This window comes from Sodalis sp. C49, from assembly GCF_046352915.1.
Lineage (GTDB): Bacteria > Pseudomonadota > Gammaproteobacteria > Enterobacterales > Enterobacteriaceae > Acerihabitans.
The window spans coordinates 2,498,728-2,522,527 of the sequence record NZ_CP163303.1; the positions used below are offsets into that span (position 1 = coordinate 2,498,728).

At 57.4% G+C, this 23,800-nt stretch carries 16 protein-coding genes; 6 read left to right on the forward strand and 10 right to left on the reverse strand.

Going from position 1 to position 23,800, the window contains the following annotated elements; translation table 11 throughout:
* Positions 1 to 107 precede the first annotated feature (107 nt).
* Entirely contained in the window at positions 108 to 923 is an 816-nt protein-coding gene (locus tag ABUK12_RS11365) for a lytic polysaccharide monooxygenase (RefSeq protein WP_410016353.1), read from the forward strand.
* Positions 924 to 1,114: 191 nt separating this feature from the next.
* Positions 1,115 to 1,909, forward strand: a complete 795-nt coding sequence (locus ABUK12_RS11370; RefSeq protein WP_410016354.1) for a lytic polysaccharide monooxygenase — start codon at positions 1,115 to 1,117, stop codon at positions 1,907 to 1,909.
* Positions 1,910 to 2,041: 132 nt separating this feature from the next.
* Here ABUK12_RS11370 and eno read toward each other — a convergent pair whose 3' ends face one another.
* The 5 genes from eno to rlmD all read right to left on the reverse strand — a co-directional run bounded on the left by eno (position 2,042) and on the right by rlmD (position 9,687).
* Positions 2,042 to 3,343 carry a phosphopyruvate hydratase gene (eno, locus tag ABUK12_RS11375; RefSeq protein ID WP_410016355.1) on the reverse strand — a complete coding sequence of 434 codons (1,302 nt, stop codon included), beginning with the start codon at positions 3,341 to 3,343 and terminating at the stop codon, positions 2,042 to 2,044.
* An 86-nt stretch (positions 3,344 to 3,429) separates the two neighbouring features.
* On the reverse strand, positions 3,430 to 5,067 hold the full coding sequence (gene pyrG, locus ABUK12_RS11380) for a glutamine hydrolyzing CTP synthase (protein WP_410016356.1): 1,638 nt from the start codon (positions 5,065 to 5,067) through the stop codon (positions 3,430 to 3,432).
* A gap of 221 nt (positions 5,068 to 5,288) precedes the next feature.
* Positions 5,289 to 6,107 (reverse strand): nucleoside triphosphate pyrophosphohydrolase, encoded by an 819-nt coding sequence (gene mazG / locus ABUK12_RS11385; protein ID WP_410016357.1) that lies wholly within the window; start codon positions 6,105 to 6,107, stop codon positions 5,289 to 5,291.
* 1 nt (position 6,108) lies between these two features.
* Positions 6,109 to 8,343 (reverse strand): GTP diphosphokinase, encoded by a 2,235-nt coding sequence (gene relA, locus ABUK12_RS11390; protein WP_410016358.1) that lies wholly within the window; start codon positions 8,341 to 8,343, stop codon positions 6,109 to 6,111.
* A gap of 9 nt (positions 8,344 to 8,352) precedes the next feature.
* Entirely contained in the window at positions 8,353 to 9,687 is a 1,335-nt protein-coding gene (gene rlmD, locus ABUK12_RS11395; protein WP_410016359.1) for a 23S rRNA (uracil(1939)-C(5))-methyltransferase RlmD, read from the reverse strand.
* A gap of 59 nt (positions 9,688 to 9,746) precedes the next feature.
* Here rlmD and barA point away from each other — a divergent pair, with 59 nt between their 5' ends.
* A complete protein-coding gene (gene barA, locus ABUK12_RS11400) occupies positions 9,747 to 12,494 on the forward strand; it encodes a two-component sensor histidine kinase BarA (protein WP_410016360.1) in 2,748 nt (915 codons plus the stop codon).
* A 90-nt stretch (positions 12,495 to 12,584) separates the two neighbouring features.
* Here barA and ABUK12_RS11405 read toward each other — a convergent pair whose 3' ends face one another.
* From ABUK12_RS11405 to ABUK12_RS11420, 4 genes are all read right to left on the reverse strand, one after another.
* Positions 12,585 to 13,727, reverse strand: coding sequence for a glycerate kinase (locus ABUK12_RS11405; RefSeq protein WP_410016361.1), 1,143 nt, complete (start codon positions 13,725 to 13,727; stop codon positions 12,585 to 12,587).
* Between the two features lie 83 nt (positions 13,728 to 13,810).
* A complete protein-coding gene (gene garR, locus ABUK12_RS11410; protein ID WP_410016615.1) occupies positions 13,811 to 14,704 on the reverse strand; it encodes a 2-hydroxy-3-oxopropionate reductase in 894 nt (297 codons plus the stop codon).
* A 55-nt stretch (positions 14,705 to 14,759) separates the two neighbouring features.
* The gene (gene garL / locus ABUK12_RS11415; protein ID WP_410016362.1) at positions 14,760 to 15,530 is read right to left on the reverse strand and encodes a 2-dehydro-3-deoxyglucarate aldolase; all 771 of its coding nucleotides are present in this window, start codon (positions 15,528 to 15,530) and stop codon (positions 14,760 to 14,762) included.
* A gap of 60 nt (positions 15,531 to 15,590) precedes the next feature.
* The gene (locus ABUK12_RS11420) at positions 15,591 to 16,922 is read right to left on the reverse strand and encodes an MFS transporter (RefSeq protein WP_410016363.1); all 1,332 of its coding nucleotides are present in this window, start codon (positions 16,920 to 16,922) and stop codon (positions 15,591 to 15,593) included.
* A gap of 487 nt (positions 16,923 to 17,409) precedes the next feature.
* Here ABUK12_RS11420 and garD point away from each other — a divergent pair, with 487 nt between their 5' ends.
* Entirely contained in the window at positions 17,410 to 18,984 is a 1,575-nt protein-coding gene (garD, locus tag ABUK12_RS11425) for a galactarate dehydratase (RefSeq protein WP_410016364.1), read from the forward strand.
* A gap of 156 nt (positions 18,985 to 19,140) precedes the next feature.
* Here garD and gudD read toward each other — a convergent pair whose 3' ends face one another.
* A complete protein-coding gene (gene gudD, locus ABUK12_RS11430) occupies positions 19,141 to 20,466 on the reverse strand; it encodes a glucarate dehydratase (RefSeq protein ID WP_410016365.1) in 1,326 nt (441 codons plus the stop codon).
* A gap of 558 nt (positions 20,467 to 21,024) precedes the next feature.
* Between gudD and ABUK12_RS11435 the strand changes: the two genes are divergently transcribed.
* On the forward strand, positions 21,025 to 22,362 hold the full coding sequence (locus ABUK12_RS11435) for an MFS transporter (protein WP_410016366.1): 1,338 nt from the start codon (positions 21,025 to 21,027) through the stop codon (positions 22,360 to 22,362).
* Between the two features lie 42 nt (positions 22,363 to 22,404).
* Positions 22,405 to 23,751 carry an enolase C-terminal domain-like protein gene (locus tag ABUK12_RS11440; protein WP_410016367.1) on the forward strand — a complete coding sequence of 449 codons (1,347 nt, stop codon included), beginning with the start codon at positions 22,405 to 22,407 and terminating at the stop codon, positions 23,749 to 23,751.
* The last annotated feature ends 49 nt before the right edge of the window (positions 23,752 to 23,800 follow it).

The following is a 23,800-nucleotide window of genomic DNA, read 5'->3' on the forward strand; positions in this document are numbered from 1 at the left end:
AAAGATTTTGTTCACTGTCTATTCGATGATATTTAAACTGGCAGCAAAATTCTTAAATATCAAAACAACATATATTTATACCGGTTCCGCTTTATCAGGAGTAAATCATGAATAAAAATTATACCCTTAAAGATCATTTATCGAAAGTTAATCCTAACGACAATTACTCAAGGGACTATCGCAACAGTTGTAACTGGCGCGATGGTTATTCTTTATCACCTTATTGGGATCAGTCCAATAATATTCGCTATAACAACAGAGGCTGTTGTATAAACTCGACCGTCGACGATACGCCAGTGCCACCCTTGCCTATCGTTACTCCGGCTTCGCGTGCGCAAACCCTGGTCGATTTAGGCAGGCTTAGCCCCCTGCAAGTCAATACAGCAACCGGCGGAAAAAATTTCCCAGATCTCAATGGCGGAGCTGTTTTTTGGCCTTTCCAGGATGATGTCTGGAGTGCAACTCCGCCCGAGGATGGCTTTATTCTCAGTGGCGGCCAAAGTGGGGAGATTAGTGCAGTTAATTTTACCGATAATCAAATCGCCATCTTCACCTTGTTCGCTATTCGTCAATGGCCCAGGATACGGTTGAGCGCCGGTCAGATATTAAACATAGAATGGCTTTACGATAGGCGACGGCTCACCAGAGGCTATCGGGCGTTTATTACCCGCGACGACTGGAATCCCAATGCCCGTATTACGCGAGCTCAGTTGGAGCTGCGTCCGTTTTGGGAGAATATCAACCAAGAGTTCCCCTTTTGGCAGTTCCCGGCGCAGTTACAACCAAGAACGCATCATTCAATTCCCATTCCCTTCAATAAAAGAGGGCATCATGTCATCGTCTTATTATGGCTTATAGCTGATTTTGAAGATGCCGTTTATCAGGCTTTCGATATTGATATTGATTCAAACACTGTATATTAACATGGAAATAAGCCCTGCAATTTAAAAACAATTACCGGGTTTAATCATACATATAAAAGTAAATTAATTATACAGATAACTATAGAAATTTTTGCTATCAGGTTTTTCAACTTAATGTAAAAGATCATTCATTTCGCTGACGCTTACACTAATAATAAGATTTTCCGTTGCGAGTAAATCTGGAGACGCTTATGTACCATAAAGCAAAAACAGTTGACCCACCTAAAAAAAATTCAAATATTAAATGTTTTTATAGGGTGAATCATATCGGTAATGGCCATCGTCTCTTTAACCCACCCTATGCCCATTGTCAGCGAGATAAAATCCAGCGCGCCGAGTGCCCGCTATGTTCCGGCGAATCAAACGTTGATTATGGGGCCCGCCTTGGCCGCTTGACGGTCCCACCCTCACGTGCCCAGTTTCTTGCCAATCAGGGATATCTTGAAGTCTGGTTTGCCGAAGCCATAACCGGGGGCAAAAATTTTCCCGACCGGTTCCCGGGGCCTGTTCGCCAACCATTTCAGGATGATGTAGAAAGCTCAACGCCACCCTCTGACTTTTACATCCTTAGCGGTGGTCACCAGGATAGGCGGGGCCTGGTGTCTTTGGACGACCAGGATATGACTTTCTATTTAGGCATTCCCTTTACCTGGCCCAGGATCAGGGTAAACCGCGGTCAGGAATTATATGTAGAATGGTTATATTACGTCCTGCGCGCCACCAGGGGCTATCGGGCGTTTATCACCAAGGATGATTGGTCGCAACGATGGCCTTATTCTCGCGACCAGTTTGAACCGGTGCCGTTCTGGGAAATGCTGAACCCGCAAACCCCCTACTGGCAGCACGCGGCGGCATTAAAACCAAGAGATAACATGCTTATTCCACTGCCATGGAATAAAAGCGGTTACCATGTCATTCTTTTATTATGGCTAACTACTGACACATACTATGCCGTCTATCAGGCGCTAGATGTGGATTTCGGCTGAATCCCTATTAAACGACAAGAAAAAGCCCCATCTTTACGATGGGGCTTTTGAAGATGCGAAAAGTGATAAAAACATCATCCGCATTTCCTGTCAGCATGCCGGCAAACGACGCACTGAGTCGGGAATGGGCAATTATGCCTGGCCTTTCACTTCTTTCAGACCGTTGAACGGTGCGCGTGCGCCCAAGGCTTCTTCGATGCGAATCAGCTGGTTGTACTTGGCAACGCGGTCGGAACGGCTCATGGAACCGGTCTTGATTTGACCCGCGGCGGTGCCCACGGCCAGATCGGCAATGGTGGCGTCTTCGGTTTCGCCGGAACGGTGAGAGATGATGGTGGTGTAACCGGCATCTTTCGCCATTTTGATCGCCGCCAGGGTTTCGGTCAACGAACCGATCTGGTTGAACTTGATCAGGATGGAGTTGGCGATGCCTTTATCGATACCTTCTTTCAGGATCTTGGTATTGGTCACGAACAGGTCATCACCGACCAGCTGGATTTTGTCGCCCAGCACTTTGGTCTGGTAGGCAAAGCCGTCCCAATCCGATTCGTCCAGGCCATCTTCGATGGAGACGATCGGGTAGGTCTTGGTCAGGCCTTCCAGGTAGTGGGTGAACTCTTCGGAGGTGAAGGATTTGCCTTCGCCTTTCAGTTCGTATTTACCGGTTTCCTTGCTGTAGAATTCAGACGCGGCGCAGTCCATGGCCAGGGTGATATCTTTACCCAGCACATAACCGGCTTTTTCCACGGCTTCCTTGATGGCGGCCAGGGCGGCGGAGTTGGATTCCAGGTTCGGCGCGTAGCCGCCTTCGTCGCCAACGGCGGTATTCAGGCCCTTGGCCTTCAGCACTTTCGCCAGGTTATGGAACACTTCAGAACCCATGCGAATCGCTTCCTTGACGGTTTTAGCGCCAACCGGCTGGATCATGAATTCCTGGATGTCGACGTTGTTGTCGGCATGTTCGCCGCCGTTGATGATGTTCATCATCGGCAACGGCATGGAGAACTTGCCGGCGGTGCCGTTCAGTTCAGCGATGTGTTCGTACAAAGGCATGCCTTTGGACGCGGCGGCGGCCTTGGCCGCGGCCAGGGAAACGGCCAGGATGGCGTTGGCGCCAAATTTGGATTTGTTTTCCGTGCCGTCCAGATCGATCATGATCTTGTCGATATTGGCCTGGTCTTTCGCGTCTTTGCCCAGCACCGCTTCAGCGATGGGACCGTTAACCGCGGCAACCGCCTTGGTCACGCCTTTACCCAGAAAACGCGATTTGTCGCCGTCACGCAGTTCAAGCGCTTCGCGCGAACCGGTGGAAGCACCTGACGGCGCAGCGGCCAAACCTACAAAACCACCTTCCAGATGCACTTCTGCTTCTACAGTCGGATTGCCGCGTGAATCGATGATTTCACGGCCGATGACTTTAACAATTTTGGACATTTAGTATTTCCTCAGTACAAGTTAAAACAAAATTCCTGACGACCCGCCCGCGATACCCTGACCGCGCGCCGCCCGCCTGTTCAAATTTATTTCAGCTGACGCTTCTGGTACTCGCCGGCCGCCTTGACGAAGCCGGTGAACAACGGATGGCCGTCACGGGGCGTCGAGGTAAACTCGGGATGGAACTGGCACGCCACGAACCACGGATGATCCGGGTATTCAATAATCTCCACCAGGCGGTTATCCCCCGACAGCCCCGCAACGCGCAGGCCGGCGGCTTCGATCGGCTTTAACAGCATATTGTTGACTTCATAGCGGTGGCGGTGACGCTCGACGATGGTCTGCTCGCCGTACATGCTGCGCACCAGGCTGCCGTCGGTTAACTGGCAAGCCTGGCTGCCCAGGCGCATGGTGCCGCCCAGATCGCTTTGCTCGGTGCGCGTTTCCACGACGCCGTTTTCGTCGCGCCACTCGGTAATCAACGCGACCACCGGGTACTTACAGTCTGGCACAAATTCGGTGGAGTTTGCGTTTTCCATGCCCGCCACGTGCCGGGCAAATTCGATCAACGCCACCTGCAACCCCAGGCAGATGCCCAGGTAGGGAATTTTCTTTTCACGCGCGTACTGCGCGGTCAGGATCTTGCCTTCGACGCCGCGATAACCGAAACCGCCGGGAATCAGGATGGCATCGAGGTTTTTCAGGATCTCCACGCCGCGGGTTTCCACATCCTGCGAATCGATAAGCTTGATATTCACCGTCAGGCGGTTTTTCAGCCCGGCGTGCTTCAGCGCCTCGATAACCGATTTATACGCGTCCGGCAGTTCGACATATTTACCGACCATGCCGATGGTGACTTCGCCGCCCGGATTGGCTTCCTCGTACACCACCTGTTCCCATTCAGACAGGTTAGCCTCGGGACAGTTCAGGCTGAATCGTTTACAAATATAATCGTCCAGGCCTTGGGATTTCAAGAGGGCCGGGATTTTATAAATGGAATCAACATCTTTCAGGGAAATTACCGCTTTTTCCGGCACATTGCAGAATAAAGCGATTTTAGCCCGCTCGTTGTTGGGTACCGAGCGATCGGAGCGGCAAATCAGCACGTCCGGCTGGATGCCGATGGAAAGCAGTTCCTTGACCGAATGCTGGGTCGGCTTGGTTTTCACCTCGCCCGACGCGGCCATATAGGGCACCAGGGTGAGGTGCATGTAGATGGTGTGTTCGCGGCCCACGTCCACCGCCATCTGGCGGATGGCCTCGAGGAACGGCAGGGATTCGATATCGCCCACGGTGCCGCCGATTTCCACCAGCACCACGTCGTGGCCTTCGCCGCCTTCAAGGATGCGTTCCTTGATGTTGTTGGTGATATGCGGAATGACCTGGATGGTGGCGCCGAGATAATCGCCGCGGCGCTCTTTGCGCAGCACGTCGGAGTATATGCGGCCGGTGGTGAAATTATTACGACGCGACATTTTGGTGCGGATAAAGCGCTCGTAGTGACCCAGATCCAGATCGGTTTCCGCTCCGTCCTCGGTGACAAACACTTCGCCGTGCTGGATAGGGCTCATGGTACCCGGATCCACATTGATGTAGGGGTCCAGCTTCATGATGGTAACGTTGAGTCCCCGGGCTTCGAGAATAGCCGCCAGGGAGGCCGCGGCAATGCCTTTACCCAATGAGGAAACGACCCCGCCGGTTACAAAAATATAATTTGTTGTCATGCTGAACCTGAGAATTTAGGTGTAAAGACGGAATAACCAAGACGGGAAAACAGTATACCTGAAGCGCGAATCGGCCACAAACGTTCGTTTTGCAAATCGCGCAGGCGGCATAACGGCCGCATCAGCTGGCCCAGTCGATGACCGCTTGCCATAAATACCTTATTTTATAGTATATTAGCTACGAAAACGGCGTTATCGTTAACATAGCGGCAATGATGAGTTTACCCGGCGATTTCCCGTTTTTTTATTTGCCGCCAGGCGGCTTCCATCTGCTCGAGACTGGCCTGGGGCAGGGTTTGCCCCTGGGCCTGGATAATCTCTTCCACCTGGCGAAACCGGCGCTCGAATTTACGGTTGGCTTTTTGCAAAGCGGTTTCCGCTTTCTTGCCCAAATGGCGGGTCAGGTTGACGGTGGCGAACAGCAGATCGCCCAGTTCTTCCTCAAGCTTATCTTCATCCACCACCGCCTGGCGGGCTTCGTGCATCACCTCATTGATTTCTTCGTAGACCTTGTCCACCACCGGGCCGAGCGTGGTCCAGTCAAAACCCACCGTGGCGCAGCGCTGCTGGATTTTCTGCGCCTTCATCAACGCCGGCAGGGCGTCGGGAATATCGTCGAGCGGCGACAGGCGTTCTTTTTCCGCCCGTTCCCGCGCCTTGAGCTGTTCCCACTGGCCGGGAGGCGCCGCGCCGTCCTCGCCGGGCTGCCGGGCAAAAATATGCGGATGGCGGCGCTCGAGTTTATCGCTGATGGCGTCGCAGACGCCGGCAAAATCGAACAGTCCCTGCTCGCGCGCTATTTCAGCGTAAAACACCACCTGGAACAGCAAATCGCCCAATTCGTCGCGCAAATCGTCATAATCGCGCCGGGCAATGGCGTCCAGCACCTCGTAGGTCTCCTCCAGGGTGTAGGGGACGATGGTGTCGAACGTCTGGCGCTTGTCCCACGGACAGCCCGTGCGCGGGTCGCGCAGGCGGGTCATGATGGCCAGCAGCCTGGCCTGGGCGGCGGCCGAGGCATCGATGGCGTTCGCGGTCATATTATTCTCCGTGCAGCCGGCGCGCGTCGATCACGTCCGGCAGTTGATTAAGTTTGGACAATACCCGGCCAAGTACCTGCAGGTTATAGATTTCAATATCCATATCGATGGTCGCCAGTTGCTGTTTGATGTCGCTGCGGCTGGCCACGCCCAGCACGTTGACCTTTTCATTGGCCAGGATAGTGGTGATATCGCGCAGCAGGCCGCTGCGATCGTTGGCCACCACCCGCACCACCAGCGAGTAGCCGCTGGAATAACTCTCGCCCCAGACGGCGTCGACAATGCGTTCGGGGGCGTTGGCCTGTAAATCCGCCAATTGCTCGCAGTCCGCGCGGTGAATGGAGATGCCGCGGCCGCGGGTAATGAAACCGGTAATCTCATCGCCGGGGATCGGCTGGCAGCAGCGGGCGATATGGTGCATCAGGTTGCCGACCCCTTCCACCACCACCCGGCCGTTATCCTTCGAGCGCGGCACCGCGGACGGCTTTTGCGTCAGTTGCTTGAGCGCCGCGCGATCCTGCTCTTCCGGGCTGGGCTTGTTCAGCTTGCCCTGCAGGAAGTTAATCATCTGGTTGATGCGCACGTCGCCGCCGCCGATGGACGCCAGCAGCTCGTCGAGGGTATTGACGTTATAGCGCGGCAGCAGCAGCTTTTCGGCTTCCTTGATGCTCAGGCCCAAATGCTCCAGTTCATCGTCCAGCAGCTGGCGGCCGGCCAGGATATTCTTGTCCCGGTCCTGTTTACGGAACCAGTTATGGATCTTCGAGCGCCCGCGGCTGGTGGTGACATATCCCAGGTTGGGATTCAGCCAGTCGCGGCTGGGGTTCGGCTGCTTCTGGGTGATGATCTCCACCTGGTCGCCCATGCGCAGCTGGTAGGTAAAGGGCACGATGCGCCCGCTTATCTTGGCGCCGATGCAGCGGTGTCCGACATCGCTGTGGATATGGTAGGCGAAATCCAGCGGCGTGGAGCCGGCGGGCAAATCGATCACATCGCCTTTCGGGGTAAAGACATAGACCCGATCGTCGAACACCTGGCTGCGCACTTCGTCGAGGATTTCCCCCGAATCCGCCATTTCTTCCTGCCAGGCCAGCAGCTTGCGCAGCCAGGCGATGCGTTCTTCGTAACCGGAGCGCACGCCGCCGGTGGCGGTGGCGCCTTCCTTGTACTTCCAGTGCGCCGCCACGCCCAGTTCGGCGTCTTCATGCATCTGTCGGGTACGGATCTGGATTTCCAACGTTTTGCCGCGCGGCCCCAGCACCACGGTGTGAATGGACTGGTAGCCGTTGGGTTTGGGGTTGGCGACGTAATCGTCGAACTCATCGGGCAAATGGCGAAAATGCGTATGGACGATGCCGAGCGCGGCATAACAATCCTGCAGCCGCTCCACCACCACCCGCACGGCGCGCACGTCAAACAGCTCGTCGAACTCCAGCGATTTTTTCTGCATCTTGCGCCAGATGCTGTAGATATGCTTGGGCCGCCCGTAGATATCCGCTTTCAGCCCTTCCTCTTTCATCGCATCGCGCAGCGAGGCGACAAAATCATCGATATACTGCTCACGATCGATGCGCCGCTCATGCAGCAGCTGCGCAATGCGCTTGTACTCGTCCGGATGCAGGTAACGGAAGCAGAAATCCTCCAGTTCCCACTTGAGCTGGCCGATCCCCAGCCGGTTTGCCAGCGGCGCGTAGATATTGGAACTTTCTTTCGCCGCCAGCACCCGCTCGTCCTCAGGGGCGTCCTTCAGTTCGCGCAAATGGGCGATACGCTCGGCAAGCTTGATGACCACGCAGCGGAAATCTTCGACGATGGCCAGCAGCATGCGCCGGACGTTATCCACCTGCTCCGGCGCCATGGAGTCGTTAGTGGTGGCTTTTAACTGGCGGATGGCGTCCATATCGCGCACGCCGTGCACCAGATCGACGATTTTCTTGCCGAACTGCGTCTCGAGCACCGATTCTTCGACCACCTCGCTGTCGGCAAGGGGGAACAGCAGCGCCGCGCACAGGCTGTCGCTGTCCATGCTGAGCATGGACAGGATCTCCACCATCTCGATGCCGCGCCAGAGGATCAGCGCCGCCTCGGGGTGCTCTTTACATTGCTGCTCGCAATAACGCCAGGTTTCGGCCAGCCGCTCACTTGACTGCGGGTTGGAAAGACCCAGACTGGCAACCCAGTCTTCGGGGACAAACTCGCCCGCTGTATTCAAATGCGCACTTCTTACCGCAACCATATCCACTCCCTACTTTGCACAGACGCCGGCATCTTTTACAAACAACGTCATCGATTCAAGATGTCCGCTATGCGGAAACATATCCAGCATAGCCACGCGCGCCGGGACATACCCCGACGCCATCAACACAGTGCTATCCCGCGCAAGTGTTGTGGGGTTACAAGACACATAGACGATACGCCGGGGCGCCCAGGCGGCAATATGGGACATGACGCCCAGGGCGCCGGCACGTGCCGGGTCGAGCAATATTTTATCAAATCCCCGGTTGGCCCAGGGCCGTGTGGTCACGTCCTCTTCCAGATTGTCATGAAAGAAGGTGACGTTATTCAATAAATTCTGTTGTGCATTATATTGCCCATTCGCCACTAGCGCCGCAACCCCTTCCACGCCGATAACCTCGGCGCAGCGTTTGGCCAGCGGCAGGGTAAAGTTGCCCATGCCGCAGAACAAATCCAGCACCCGCTCATCCGCCCCGGGCGCCAGCCATTCCAGCGCCAGCGCCACCATGCGGCGGTTAACCTCGGCGTTGACCTGAATGAAATCCCTTGGGCTGAACTGTAGACGCAAATCGTCAATGTGGTATACCGGCGGCTCGCCATGCAGGCATTCCAGCGACTCGCTGTCCGCGGCCAGCCACATCATCACCTGATGGCGCGCGGCGAAGTCCAGCAGCCGCCGCCGGTCGCCGTCGTCAAGCACATCAAGATGGCGCAGCACCACCAGCGGCCCGTTGTCCGCCATCACCAGTTCCACATGCCCCAGGCGCTTGGCCGCCTTTAGCTGCGCCAGCGCCGCTTTCAACGGCGCCAGCAGTTGCTCCAGGCCCGGGATCAGGATGGGGCAATGGGTAATGTCCACCACATCGCTGGACTTCGCCTGGCGATAGCCCATGGCCAGGGAGCGGGACTTTTGGCGGTATTCCAGCCCCAGGCGCGCGCGCCGCCGGTAGCCGTAGGCGTCCGCGCCCACGCGAATGATAGCGCCCGGAATCGCGCCGATTTCCCGCGTCAGCAGCGTGCGCAGCGTGGCGGCCTTGCTTTGCTGTTGCAACGCCTGGCTGATGTGCTGCTGCTGGCATCCGCCGCAAACGCCGAAATGCGGGCAGCGCGGCGCGACCCGCTCCGGGCTGTCGTTTAACCTTTTGGTCACCCGGCCCCGGCTAAACTGGCGTTTGTCCTCGGTGATGCGCACCTCGGCCTGCTCACCCGGCAACAGACCGGGGATAAAAATCGTTTTCCCCTGGTGGCGCGCCACACCCTGGCCGAAACCATCCAGATCGTGACAGGTCACGGTCAGGGTTTGCTGTGTCGCCACGCGACGGTTTGCAGAGTAGAATTGCGCCATAATTGCTTGTTACAGGTTTCCTGAATAGCCGGGTTATCATTCTCCCATATTGGAACGCTATGACCAAATACAGCTTGCGCGCGCGGATGATGATACTGATTCTGGCGCCGACGTTATTGATCGGTTTGCTGCTAAGCGCATTTTTTGTCGTTCATCGTTATAACGAATTGCAGAATCAGCTTGTGGCTGCCGGCACGAGCATTATCGAACCGCTGGCGGTATCAACCGTCTACGGCATGACCCTTCATGACCGCGACTCGGTGCGCCATCTCGTCAACCTGCTGCATCGCCATCACTCCGATATTGTACGCTCGATAAGCGTGTTCGATGCCAATAATAAACTTTTCGCCACCTCCAACTACCACCAGAATATCAACCAACAGCAGTTGCCGCCGGGCAGTCCGCCGCCCGGCGAACTGACCCTGGCGCGCCTGGGCGGTACGCTTATCATGCGCGCGCCCATCTGGTCGGAGGATGATTTGCCCGACCCGGCAAACCAGGCCGACGCCCGCATCGCGCCGCTGGGCTATATTACCATTGAGCTGGACCTGGATTCGGTACGGTTGCAGCAATATAAAGAAGCCTTTGTCTCGACGCTGCTGCTGCTGCTGTGCCTGTGTATCGCCATGCTGTTCGCCTATCGCCTGATGCGCGATGTTACCGGCCCCATCCGCAATATGGTCAGCACGGTCGATCGCATCCGGCGCGGCCAGCTCGACAGCCGGGTGGAGGGGTATATGCTCGGTGAGCTGGATATGCTGAAAAACGGCATCAACTCAATGGCCATGTCGCTGACGGCATATCATGAGGAAATGCAGCAGAATATCGATCAGGCCACCTCGGACCTGCGCGAAACCCTGGAGCAGATGGAGATCCAGAACGTCGAGCTGGATCTGGCTAAAAAACGCGCCCAGGAGGCGGTGCGCATCAAATCGGAATTCCTGGCCAATATGTCCCACGAACTGCGCACCCCGCTTAACGGCGTCATCGGTTTTACCCGGCAGACGTTAAAAACGCCGCTGTCGCCGACGCAGCGGGATTACCTGCAGACCATAGAACGTTCGGGCAATAACCTGCTTAGCATTATTAACGATGTGCTGGATTTTTCCAAACTGGAAGCCGGCAAGCTGCTGCTGGAGGCCATTCCGTTCGCGCTGCGCGCCACCCTGGATGAGGTGATTGTCCTGCTGGCGCAGACCGCCCATGAGAAGGGACTGGAGATTACTCTGAACGTGCAGCAGGATGTGCCGGACGGCGTGGTGGGCGATCCCCTGCGCCTGCAGCAGGTCATTACCAACCTGTTGGGCAACGCCATCAAGTTTACCGAACAGGGCAATATCGATATCCGCATTGAAAAACACGGCACCGGGAATCATCAAATGGAGCTGGAGGTGCAGATCCACGATACCGGGATCGGCATCGCCGAACGTCAGCAGTCGCAGCTGTTCCAGGCGTTTCGCCAGGCGGACGCCAGCATTACCCGCCGCCACGGCGGCACCGGCCTGGGGCTGGTGATTACCCAGAAACTGATCAAGGAAATGGGCGGCGATATCAATTTCCACAGCCAGGTCGACCGCGGCTCGTCCTTTTGGTTTCATATCCCCCTGCAGTTGAGCGGGGCCGACGGCGCGCCGGATTATGCCCATCTGCGCGATAAAAGCCTGGCGTTTGTCGAAGCCAACCCCGCCGCCGCCCAGGCGACGCTGGATATGCTGCGCGCCACGCCGCTGACGGTCAGTTTCAGTCCGACGCTGACGCAACTGCCGGCGGGGCACTATGATATTTTGCTTATCGGCAAACCGGTGACGCAGCGCCTCTCGTTAATCGATATCAAGCGCGAGCTGACTGAAGCCGCCGGGATTGCCGGCTGCGTGATCCTGGCCTTGCCCAGCCCCGCCATGGTGGAGGCTGAGCAGATCAAACGCATGGGCGCCTGTGCCTGCCTGGCGAAGCCGGTCTCCGCCAACCGGTTTTTACCCTTGCTGCGCGCGCGGCCGCGGCCCGTGGTAAGCCAAGTCACGCCGCCCCGCGCCGCGCGCCTGCCGCTGACCGTCATGGCGGTGGATGACAATCCGGCCAACCTGAAGCTTATCGGCGCGCTGCTGCAAGAGCAGGTGGAACACACCATTTTATGCCAAAACGCCCGCGAAGCGCTGGCCTACGCCGACGGGCATCCGCTGGATCTGATCCTGATGGATATCCAGATGCCGGAAATTGACGGCCTGCGCGCGGCCGAGCTGATGCGGCAGTTGCCGCGCCACGCGCAAACGCCCATCGTGGCGGTTACCGCCCATACGCTGGGCAATGAGCGGGAAAAACTGCTTGAGGCCGGCATGGATGATTACCTGGCCAAACCCATCGACGAAAACAGATTGCAGCGGCTGCTGGCGCGTTATGGCGCCGAAGAGGTACGCCGCTCGCCGCACGCGCAAACGGCGGACGCGACCGCGGAGCAGGACAATCAGGACGCCACCCTGGATTGGCAGTTGGCGCTGCGCCAGGCCGCCGACAAACCGGATTTGGCCCAAGACCTGCTGGGGATGCTGGTCAGCTTTTTAATCGAGGTAAAACAACGGGTGACCGCCGTGGTAAACGGCGTCGAGGACCCGCATATCGGTGAGCTGGTGCACAAACTGCACGGCAGTTGCAGCTACAGCGGCGTGCCCAGGCTCAGGCGGCTCTGCGCCGATATCGAACGCCAACTGCGCGCGGGCACGCCGCTGGCGGCGCTGGAGCCGGAGTGGCTGGAAATGCTGGATGAAATTGAAAATGTCACCCTGGCGTCCGCGCCTTTTCTTACGGCTTAGGCGCCGCCGGCCAGGCCGCGCAAAAAAAAAGAGTGGCCGCCGTGAAGCTGCGCCACCCTTTACCCCGGCGTTTAGCCGGCGTCTTGTAAATCAGGCCATCTCGCGGGCCAGCTTGATGGTAGCCGCGATATTGCGCGCGGTCATGCGCACATTGGCGGCGGCGTTTTCCAGCGCGTCCTCCAGCGTGCAGATTTCATATAACACGCTGAACACCGCGTCCAGGCCGTGCTGATGCACCACCCCCACGTCGGCGGTCAGGCTGCCGGCGATGCCGATCACCGGCTTGTTATAGCGTTTGGCGACCAGCGCCACCCCAATCGGCACTTTACCGTGGATGGTCTGGCTGTCGATGCGCCCTTCCCCGGTGATCACCAGGGTAGCGTCCCTGACCAGGGCATCCAGTCCCAGCGCCTCGGTAACGATTTCGATACCTTTGCGCAGCTCCGCGCCGCAAAACGCCTGTAAACCGGCGCCCATGCCGCCGGCCGCGCCCGCGCCGGGGATATGTTCGACATCTTTATCCAAATCGCGTTTGATAATGGCGGCATAATGCCCAAGCGAGGCGTCAAGTTGCCGGATCATGGCAGGCGTCGCGCCTTTCTGCGGGCCGAATATCGCCGTGGCGCCCTCATCGCCGGTCAGGGGATTGGTGACGTCGCAGGCCACCTCGAAACGGCATTCCCTGATGCGCGGATCCAGATGGGTAATATCGATACGCGCCAGCTTATCCAGCTCGCCGCCGCCGTAACCGATCTGTTGACCCTGCGCGTCGAGCAGCCCGCCGCCCAGCGCCTGCACCATGCCGGCGCCGCCGTCGTTGGTGGCGCTGCCGCCGATGCCGATAATGCAATGTTTAACGCCGTGATCCAGCGCGCAGCGGATCAGCTCGCCGGTGCCGAAAGAGGTGGTTAACAGCGGATTGCGGTCGCAGGCGCGCACCAATTCCAGCCCGCTGGCAGCGGCCATTTCGATAAACGCGGTTTGTTTATCGCCGGACAGGCCGAAAAAGCCGTCCACCTGGTCGCCAAGGGGGCCGGTGACCCTGACCTTGACGATTTCACCCCCGGTGGCCGCCACCATGGCCTCCACGGTGCCCTCACCGCCATCCGCCACCGGCAATTTGACGTAATGGGCATCGGGAAACACGTCACGAAATCCCTGTTCGATCTGCGTTGCGACCTCCAAGGCAGACAAACTTTCTTTGTAAGAATCCGGTGCGATTACTATCTTCATAGACTACCTGCGCCTGTTGAGCTGAAGCCGGCAAAATAGCTATTTTGCCGCCTCGCAGGGCGCCGGTCCGGCGCCCGACCAATTTATTGCCGCTTAACTTCAATCTTGGCCAATTTTTCATAATAACAAGCCAGGGCGCTGTGATCCGCATTGCCCAAATCGTCTTGCTTCAGGGCCTGCATCATTTCCATTACCACCGCGGTTAACGGCAGTTGCGCGCCGACGCCATGCGACGTATCCAGGGCATTGGCCAGATCCTTGATATGCAAGTCAATGCGGAAACCCGGCTTGAAGTTGCGATCCAATACCATCGGCGCCTTGGCTTCCAGCACCGTGCTGCCCGCCAGTCCGCCGCGAATGGCCTGGAATACTTTTTCCGGGTCGACGCCGGCCTTGGTTGCCAGCACCAGCGCTTCCGACATGGCGGCGATATTCAGCGCCACGATCACCTGGTTGGCCAGTTTGGTGACGTTACCGGCGCCGATATCACCGGTATGCACCACGGAAGCCGCCATGGCCTTCAGCAGTTCAAAGCTCTTGTCGAATAAAGCCTTATCACCGCCGACCATCACGGACAGGGTGCCTTCGATGGCTTTGGGCTCGCCGCCGCTGACCGGGGCATCAAGCATGTCGATGCCTTTTTCCGCCAGGGCGGCGGCGATTTCGCGGCTGGCCAACGGCGCGATGGAGCTCATATCAATGACCAGGGTACCGGCTTTGGCGCCTTCTACCACGCCGTTTTCACCCAGCACCACTTCTTTAACATGCGGAGAGTTCGGCAGCATGGTGATAATGATATCGGTTTGTTCGGCCACGGCCTTCGCCGTGTCGGCTGAGGTGGCTCCGGCCGCAACCACTTCCGCTACCGCTTCGGTATTGCGATCCAGTACCACTAATGAGTAACCCGCTTTCAGCAGGTTTTTGCTCATTGGTTTTCCCATGATGCCCAAGCCAATAAATCCAATTTTCATTACTATTACCTCTTAACGCTTGCTATAAAAAGTGTAGGGCGCGTCAGACGCGCCATGTCGGTTATTTTTTAAATTTGTCGGCCAGCGCCTGGGTGCCGCCGCGGAATACGCCGAGATCGCTGCCGACCGCAACGAAGGTGGCGCCCCACTCCAGATAACGGCGGGCGTCGGCTTCCACCGGCGCCAGGATGCCGCTCGGCTTGCCATGGGCCTTGGCGCGGGCAAAAATATGGCGGATGACGCTTTGCACCGCTTCATGGCCCGGCTGTCCCAGGTAACCCAGCGCCGCGGACAAATCGCCCGGGCCGACAAAGATACCGTCGACGCCGTCAACCGCGGCGATGGCGTCGATATTGTCCACGCCTTCCTGGCTTTCGATCTGCACCAGCACGGTGATATTGTCATTGATGGTGGCGTTATAGTCCGGCACGGTGCCAAACATATTGGAACGATGGGAAACCGACACGCCGCGGATGCCGGCGGGAGGATACCGGGTGGAGGATACCGCGCGCAGGGCCTGCTCTTCGGTTTCGACAAACGGGATCAGGAAATTATAAAAACCAATATCCAGCAGGCGTTTGATAATCACCGGCTCATTGGTTGGCGGACGCACCACCGGCGCGCTGTGGCTGCCCTTAAGCGCCATCAGCTGCGGAACAAAAGTGCCGACATCATTAGGCGCGTGCTCACCGTCCAGTACCAGCCAGTCGAATCCCGCCAGGCCCAACACTTCCGTGGTAATGGGATTTGCCAGCGCGCACCAGCACCCAATCTGGGTTTCCCCCTGAAGTAACCCCTGGCGAAAACGGTTAGGCAGTAGTGGAGTGTTCATAATTTACCTCTATGCAATGAAACAGAAAGTAGCGGGCCCCAAAACGCCGGGCCCGCGATATCAGGATTTAACCAGCACCAGTCGCTTGATTTCGCCGACCACCACCAGGTAGCACAGCATGGCCGCCAGGGCGGAACAGCCGACAAAGATCAGCGCGGCGTTGAATGAATGCAATTCCTTGACCATATAACCGATAGCCAGCGGCGTAACGATGGAAGCCACGTTGCCGAACACATTGAATATGCCGCCGCACAGGCCGATCACTTCTTTTGGCGCGGTATCGGAAATCACCGGCCAGCCCAGGGCGCCGAAGCCTTTGCCGAAGAACGCCAGCGCCATCAGCGCCACCACGATGACCGTATTGTTGGTGTAGTTGCACAGGATAATGCTGGTGGCCAGCAGCATGCCCACGACGATCGGTATCTTACGCGCCACGGTCAGCGAGTGGCCGCGCTTGATCAGAATATCGGAAACCACGCCGCCCAGGACGCCGCCGGCAAAACCGAACAACGCCGGGATCGAGGCAATCAGGCCCACTTTCAGGATGGACATGCCCTTATCCTGCACTAGGTAAATCGGGAACCAGGTCAGGAAGAACCAAGTAATACTGTTGATGAAATACTGGCCGAAAAATACGCCGAGCATCATGCGGTTGGTCAGCATCTGTTTGACATAATCCCAGCGCGGGCCGTCTTTTTTACCGTCTCTCGGCGTGTCCATATCGACCATGGCGCCGCCGGCGGCGATGTAATCCAGCTCCTGCTGCGAAACGCGGGGGTGTTTATTCGGGTTTTGAATATATTTGATCCACACCATCGTCATGATGAAACCCAGCACGCCCATGACGGTGAAGACATGTTCCCATCCCCAGGCATAGGTCAGCCAGCCCAGGATAGGAGAAAATATCGCCAGGGCGAAATACTGCGCCGAGTTAAAAATCGCCGACGCGGTGCCGCGTTCAATGGTGGGGAACCAGGCGGCGACGATGCGCGCATTGGCCGGGAAAGACGGCGCCTCGGAGAAACCCAGCATAAAGCGCAGGATAAACAGCGTCATCGCCGCGTAAGCCACCGGGAAAAAGCCGACGAATCCCTGCAGCAGCGTAAACAGCGACCAGAAAAACAGGCTGTAGGTATAAACGCGTTTGGACCCGAAACGGTCCAGCAGCCAGCCGCCGGGAATTTGCATAATAAGGTAGGCCCAGCCAAACGCGGCGAATATCTGCCCCATTTGCCCGGCGTCCAGCCCCAGCGTCTTGGCGACATCGGAACCGGCAATGGACAGGGTTGCCCGATCGGCGTAGTTAACCGCGGTGACCAGGAAGATAATTAATAAAATCACATAACGGACATGTGTTTTTGTTCTACTTGAAACCAGAGGTGTCGTGCTCATTGAATACGCTCTAATCAGGCGATAAACTTCGGGAACACAAAAAATCATTACCACACTATTTTTTGCGTTGCGCTTTTTTATCGTGAGTTAATATTTTCTCGTAAGAGTCTTTTTATTTCACCGGTAGGCCGGTTGGTGTCTTATTTAACTGACCTGCATAGTATAAAAACCATCGTGAAAAATGGCACTGTGCATAAGCACAACAATTAAGCCTAAAATAACCGATTTTTTGGACATGAGCACGTGAAAGCACGACGGTCGTCACGTTATTTTTTGGCGTGGATTCTGCCGCGAATGAAGGGTGACCTTTATCACATTATACTGAACATATGACAAATAAATCCCGGGTATAGCCGCTATAAAATCGTGCATTTGCACAATGAGAAGTGCCCCTATTCCGCATATAATATCCTCATCACCCGTATTGTTATCCTGGCTGAACGCTGGTTCGGGTTATAACAACAGATTAGTATTTGCGGAGACGTTTATGTCATCAACAATAATGACCAATGCGGAAAAGGCATTGTATATCAAAGTTCACGTCGACGATAACGTCGCGATTATCGTGAACAATAATGGTTTGCCGGCCGGCACTCAATTCGCGGACGGCTTGAAATTAATCGAGCATGTTCCGCAAGGGCATAAAGTCGCCCTGCGCGATATCGCTATCGGCGGCGATATCGTCCGTTATGGCGAAGTGATTGGCTATGCCTTGCGTGAAATCAAACAGGGCAGCTGGATTGATGAATCGCTGGTCGAGATGCCCAAGGCCCCGGCGCTGGAAACCCTGCCGCTGGCCACCAAGGTCCCGCCGACGTTGCCGCCGCTGGAGGGCTATACCTTCGAAGGATACCGGAATGCCGACGGCAGCGTCGGCACTAAAAACCTGCTGGGCATTACCACCAGCGTACAATGCGTGGCCGGCGTGGTTGAATACGTGGTGAAACTGATTGAACGCGATCTGTTGCCAAAATACCCCAACGTCGACGGCGTGGTCGGGCTAAGCCATCTGTACGGCTGCGGCGTGGCCATTAATGCGCCCGCCGCGGTGGTGCCGATTCGCACCATCCATAATATCTCCCTCAACCCGAATTTCGGCGGCGAAATCATGGTGATCGGCCTGGGCTGCGAAAAATTGCCGCCCGAACGCCTGCTGGCCGGCACCGAGGATCAAATTCCCATCGCGGTGGAACGCCCGGGGGTGAGCATCACCCGTCTCCAGGACGAAAAACACGTGGGCTTCAAGTCCATGGTGGATGATATTCTGCAGGTAGCGGAAGATCATCTGCAGCGTCTGAACACCCGCCAGCGTCAAACCTGCCCGGTATCCGATCTGGTGGTGGGCACGCAGTGCGGCGGCAGCGATGCGTTCTCCGGCGTAACCGCCAATCCGGCGGTGGGCTTTGCTTCCGATCTGCTGGTGCGCTGCGGCGCGACGGTGATGTTTTCGGAAGTGACCGAAGTGCGCGACGCCATCCACCTGCTGACGCCGCGGGCGGCTGACGAACAGGTGGGACGCCGGTTGCTGGAGGAAATGGCCTGGTATGATAATTACCTTGACGATGGTAAAAGCGATCGCAGCGCCAATACCACCCCGGGCAATAAAAAAGGCGGTTTGGCCAATATTGTTGAGAAATCGCTCGGTTCCATCGCCAAATCAGGCACCAGCGCCATTGTGGAGGTGCTCTCCCCCGGCCAGCGTCCGACGAAAAAGGGGCTGATTTTCGCCGCCACCCCCGCCAGTGATTTTATTTGCGGTACCCAGCAGCTTGCCTCCGGCATCACCATACAGGTATTTACCACCGGGCGCGGCACGCCCTATGGTTTGGTGGCCGTGCCGGTGATCAAGATGGCGACGCGCGACGCGCTGGCCGACCGCTGGTTTGATTTGATGGATATCAGCGCCGGTTCCATCGCCACCGGCAGGGCAACCATTGAAGACGTGGGCTGGCAATTGTTTGAACTGATCCTGGATATCGCCAGCGGCCGCAAAAAAACCTGGTCCGATCAATGGGGCATTCATAACGCCCTGTCGGTATTCAACCCGGCGCCGGTGACCTGATTACCCTTACCACCACTGAACCACCCTTTGCTATGTGTGAATGAACTTTGATAGGTTGGCCGGGAATCGCTCCCGGCCTTTTTTTTTACCCCAGGATTAGCCTGCGGCTGTCGCCACGGCGCCCACGCCCAAGGCGGACCGGGGCGCCGCCCAGCGCTAGCGCACCAGCGCCGGACGTTTATTATCGAAGCGCCAATTGGGGATCAGGTATTGCATGGCGATGCCGTCGTCACGCGCGCCAAGGCCATGTTGCTGATAGAGCGCATTGCCCTTCATCAGCTGATCCCTATCCAGTTCAATACCGAGCCCCGGTTTTTCCGGCACCTTGACTTTACCGCCGACGATTTGCAGCGGCTCCCTGGTCAGGCGCTGGTCCCCTTCCTGCCAGATCCAGTGGGTATCGATGGCGGTGATGTTTCCCGGCGCGGCGGCCGCCACGTGGGTGAACATCGCCAGCGAAATATCGAAATGATTGTTGGAATGCGAGCCCCAGGTCAGTCCCCATTCGTGGCACAGCTGCGCAACCCGTACCGACCCCTGCATTGTCCAGAAGTGCGGATCGGCTAAGGGAATGTCCACCGATTGCAGCGCCAGGGTATGCCCCATTTGCCGCCAGTCGGTGGCGATCATATTGGTGGCGGTGGGCAGGCCGGTGGCGCGCTTGAACTCCGCCATCACCTCGCGGCCGGAAAAGCCCTGCTCGGCGCCGCAGGGATCCTCGGCATAGGCCAGCACCCCGCGCAGTTGTTTGCCCAGGGCGATGGCCTCGGCGAGCGACCAGGCGCCGTTGGGGTCCAGGGTGATGCGCGCCTGGGGAAAACGCGCCGCAAGGGCGGTAACCGCCGCGGCTTCCTCCTGCCCGGCCAGCACCCCGCCCTTGAGCTTGAAATCATTAAAACCGTATTTTTCATAGGCGGATTCGGCTAGGCGCACCACCGCCGCCGGCGTCAGCGCCTGTTCATGCCGCAGCCGATACCAATCGCAGGTCTCATCCGCCTGGCTGCGGTAAGGTAAATCGGTACGCAGGCGATCGCCGATATAAAACAGGTAGCCGAGCATTTCCACCTCGTCGCGCTGTTGCCCCTCGCCCAGCAGCGCCGCCACCGGCACTTCCAGGAACTGGCCCAGCAGGTCAAGCATCGCCGCCTCGATGCCGGTGACGACATGAATGGTAATGCGCAAATCGAACGTCTGCAGGCCCCGGCCGGCGACATCCCGATCGGCGTATTGCCGGCGCACGGCGCTCATGACATTTTTATATTCGCCCAGGGGCTGGCCGACCACCAGCGCGGCGGCGTCCTCCAGGGTCTGGCGTATTTTTTCTCCGCCTGGGATTTCTCCCACGCCGGTATGCCCGGCGTTGTCGGTAAGAATAACGATATTGCGGGTGAAAAACGGGCCATGGGCGCCGCTGAGGTTAAGCAACATGCTGTCATGGCCGGCAACCGGGATGACTTGCATCGTGGTGATAACAGGAGTCATATTTTTTCCTTGGCAAAGGGCACAATACGGAGACGGAGAACCGTCGCAAACGGAAACGCTGGCATGACTATAACGTCATGGCAAGCCCCTGACATTATGCAGATGCATAAGCCTTGACGAAGAATCTGGACTGAAATTGCCGTTTTAATGACCTGCCGTGAGCCATCTCACTAATCGGGATTCTTTTATGTGACCCCGATCCTGAAATGGAAAAAATAATAACTTCTTGAAATGAAACGTCATTTTAAAAAAGGACCGACAGTCGCTTGCACTGATATGTTATACCGATCACAAATTTCCCTGGATCTTCGACCCAGGTCACATCGCCCTGTTCGTTCGCCTTAAAACCCCTTGTTTTGCCACTTTTCATTCAGTCATCAGCACAATGTACAGCCAACCCCTTCCCCTTATACTCAGCTCTTGCTTACCCGTGCCGGAAGTCATCGGCCACAAAAATGTCAGCGCTACCATAAGACGATAATAGCTATAAAGCAACGCGGGACGCCCTACCCACGTACCCGATATCCCGATCACATTCCCCTACCGGGAAGAGGAATCATGGCCGAAAACTCAATTTCCGTCGCCACCCACAAAACCCGCTCCAGGTTTTGGATCCTGGCAATCCTGTTTATCATCAGTACGGTTAATTACGCCGACCGTTCCACCCTGTCCATTGCCGGTCCACACGTCGCCGCCGACCTGGGGCTCGACCCGCTGCAAATGGGCTATATCTTCTCGGCGTTCGGCTGGGCTTATACCCTGGCGCAGCTGCCGGGCGGCTGGCTGCTGGATCGGTTTGGTTCAAAAATCATCTATGGCGCCGCCATTCTGATCTGGTCGATATTTACCTTTATGCAGGGGTTTGTGCACTTCTTCGCCTCCGCGGCGATGATGCTGTTTATCCTGCGCTTTATGGTCGGGTTCGCCGAGGCGCCGGTGATGCCGGCCAACAGCCGCATCGTCTCCGCCTGGTTCCCGGTCAGGGAACGCGGCACCGCCTCGGCGATATTTAATATTTCCCAGTATGCCGCGCTGGTGATCTTCAATCCTCTGTTGGGATGGATTACCCAGGAAGTAAGCTGGGAATACGTATTTATCGTCATGGGCGTGGTGGGCGTGGTGCTATCCCTGGTCTGGTTCAAGACCATGTACAGCCCGCTCGACCACCCGAAGGTCAGCAAGCAGGAGCTGGAGTATATCCGCGCCGGCGGCGGCCTGGTGGATATGGATAACGCGGCGGCCCACCAGAAAACCGAGGCCGGACCGCAGATGGGGTATATCAAGCAGCTGCTTTCCAGCCGGATGCTGCTGGGTATTTACCTGGCCAACTATTGCGTTAACGCCATCACCTGGTTCTTCTTGTCCTGGTTCCCCATCTATCTGGTGAAGGGACGCGGCATGTCCATCCTGCAGGCCGGTTTTGTCGCCGCGCTGCCGGCGATCTGCGGCTGTATCGGCGGCGTGCTCGGCGGTATTTTCTCCGATTATCTGCTTAACAAAGGATTTTCGCTGTCGGTGGCGCGCAAGACGCCGATCATTATCGGCATGCTGATGTGCACCAGTATGGTGATTTGCAACTACACCACTTCCGACGTGGTGGTGGTGGCGGCCATGTCGCTGGCGTTCTTCGGCAAAGGCATCGGCGCGCTGGGCTGGACGGTCAACGCGGACACCGCGCCGAAAGAAATCGTCGGCCTGAGCGGCGGCGTACTGAACCTGGTGACGCAAATCGGCGCCATCACCACGCCGATTGTCATCGGTTATATCCTGAATAAAACCGGATCCTTTGACGGCGCCCTGATTTATGTCGCCGCCAACGGCCTGGTGGTGATTTTGAGTTATCTGTTTATCGTGGGCAAGATTCAACGCCTGGTGCTTAAGCCGCTGACGGCGTAAGGTTTTTTTTGACATAGCAGTTTGCAACCGCAGGAGTAGGGAATGGATCACAGCGATTTTAACGGTGCGCCGACGGTGACCGCCATGCAGGTTATCCCGGTCGCGGGCCATGACAGCATGCTGATGAATATCGGCGGCGCCCACGGCGCCTATTTTACCCGCAATATTGTCATCCTTACCGACAATGCCGGGCATACCGGCGTCGGCGAGGCCCCGGGCGGCGAGGTGATTTTAAACACGCTGCTGGCCGCCCGGCAACGGGTGGTGGGCCAGCCGCTGGCGACGCTTAACCGCATCGTGCACGACGTGCACCAGGGGCATGTCAGCAACGATTTTGATTCTTTCGCCCAGGGCGCCTGGACCTTTGAACTGCGGGTAAACGCGGTGGCCGCTCTCGAGGCCGCGCTGCTGGATCTGATGGGCCAACATCTCGGCGTGCCGGTGGCGGAGCTGCTCGGTCCTGGTAAGCAGCGCGACAGCGTGCCTGTGCTGGGGTATTTGTTTTATGTCGGCGACAGGAGCCTTACCGACCTGCCCTATCAGGCCGGGCCCAGCCGGCCGTCCCATGACTGGTACCGGCTGCGCCGCGAAACGGCCATGACCACCGACGCCCTGGTGCGCCAGGCGGAAGCCGCGCAGGATCGTTATGGCTTCAAGGATTTCAAACTCAAGGGCGGCGTGCTGGCCGGCGCCAGCGAAATAGAGACCGTGACGGCGCTGGCCAGGCGGTTTCCGGACGCGCGTATTACCATCGACCCCAACGGCGCCTGGTCGCTTAGGGAAGCCATCGATTTGTGCCAGGATATGCGCGGCGTGCTGGCCTATGCCGAGGACCCCTGCGGCGCCGAGCAGGGCTTTTCCGGGCGCGAGGTGATGGCGGAATTCAAACGGGCCACCGGGCTGCCGGTGGCGACCAATATGATTGCCACCAACTGGCGCGAGCTAAACCACGCGGTACAGCTTAACGCCATTGATATTCCGCTGGCCGACCCGCATTTCTGGACCCTGCAGGGCGCGATACGCGTGGCGCAGCTGTGCGATGAATGGGGCCTGACCTGGGGCTGTCATTCCAATAACCATTTTGATATTTCGCTGGCGATGTTTATCCATGTCGGCGCGGCCGCGCCCGGTAAGCCCACCGCGCTGGATACCCACTGGATTTGGCAGGAAGGCGAGCATCTGACCAAAGAACCGCTGCAAATCGTCGACGGCGCGATCACACTCAACGGTAAACCGGGGCTCGGCGTGGAAATCGATATGGCGCAAATCGAACGGCAGCATGAGCTTTACAAGCGCATGCCGTCCGGCGCGCGCAATGACGCGCAGGCGATGCAGTATCTGATTCCCGGCTGGACCTTTGACCGGAAACGGCCGGCGATGCTGCGTTAACACATCAAGGGTACGGCCAGCCGTACCCTGAGTTTGCCGGCGACATGGG

Bases quoted from the DNA above. Each gene is read 5' to 3' on its own strand.
- ABUK12_RS11435 (WP_410016366.1), top strand. From the start codon at position 21,025: ATGGCCGAAAACTCAATTTCCGTCGCCACCCACAAAACCCGCTCCAGG.
- garL (WP_410016362.1), bottom strand. From the start codon at position 15,530: ATGAACACTCCACTACTGCCTAACCGTTTTCGCCAGGGGTTACTTCAG.
- eno (WP_410016355.1), bottom strand. From the start codon at position 3,343: ATGTCCAAAATTGTTAAAGTCATCGGCCGTGAAATCATCGATTCACGC.
- pyrG (WP_410016356.1), bottom strand. From the start codon at position 5,067: ATGACAACAAATTATATTTTTGTAACCGGCGGGGTCGTTTCCTCATTG.
- ABUK12_RS11365 (WP_410016353.1), top strand. From the start codon at position 108: ATGAATAAAAATTATACCCTTAAAGATCATTTATCGAAAGTTAATCCT.
- relA (WP_410016358.1), bottom strand. From the start codon at position 8,343: ATGGTTGCGGTAAGAAGTGCGCATTTGAATACAGCGGGCGAGTTTGTC.
- garD (WP_410016364.1), top strand. From the start codon at position 17,410: ATGTCATCAACAATAATGACCAATGCGGAAAAGGCATTGTATATCAAA.
- ABUK12_RS11405 (WP_410016361.1), bottom strand. From the start codon at position 13,727: ATGAAGATAGTAATCGCACCGGATTCTTACAAAGAAAGTTTGTCTGCC.
- mazG (WP_410016357.1), bottom strand. From the start codon at position 6,107: ATGACCGCGAACGCCATCGATGCCTCGGCCGCCGCCCAGGCCAGGCTG.
- ABUK12_RS11440 (WP_410016367.1), top strand. From the start codon at position 22,405: ATGGATCACAGCGATTTTAACGGTGCGCCGACGGTGACCGCCATGCAG.
- gudD (WP_410016365.1), bottom strand. From the start codon at position 20,466: ATGACTCCTGTTATCACCACGATGCAAGTCATCCCGGTTGCCGGCCAT.
- ABUK12_RS11370 (WP_410016354.1), top strand. From the start codon at position 1,115: ATGTACCATAAAGCAAAAACAGTTGACCCACCTAAAAAAAATTCAAAT.
- barA (WP_410016360.1), top strand. From the start codon at position 9,747: ATGACCAAATACAGCTTGCGCGCGCGGATGATGATACTGATTCTGGCG.
- ABUK12_RS11420 (WP_410016363.1), bottom strand. From the start codon at position 16,922: ATGAGCACGACACCTCTGGTTTCAAGTAGAACAAAAACACATGTCCGT.
- rlmD (WP_410016359.1), bottom strand. From the start codon at position 9,687: ATGGCGCAATTCTACTCTGCAAACCGTCGCGTGGCGACACAGCAAACC.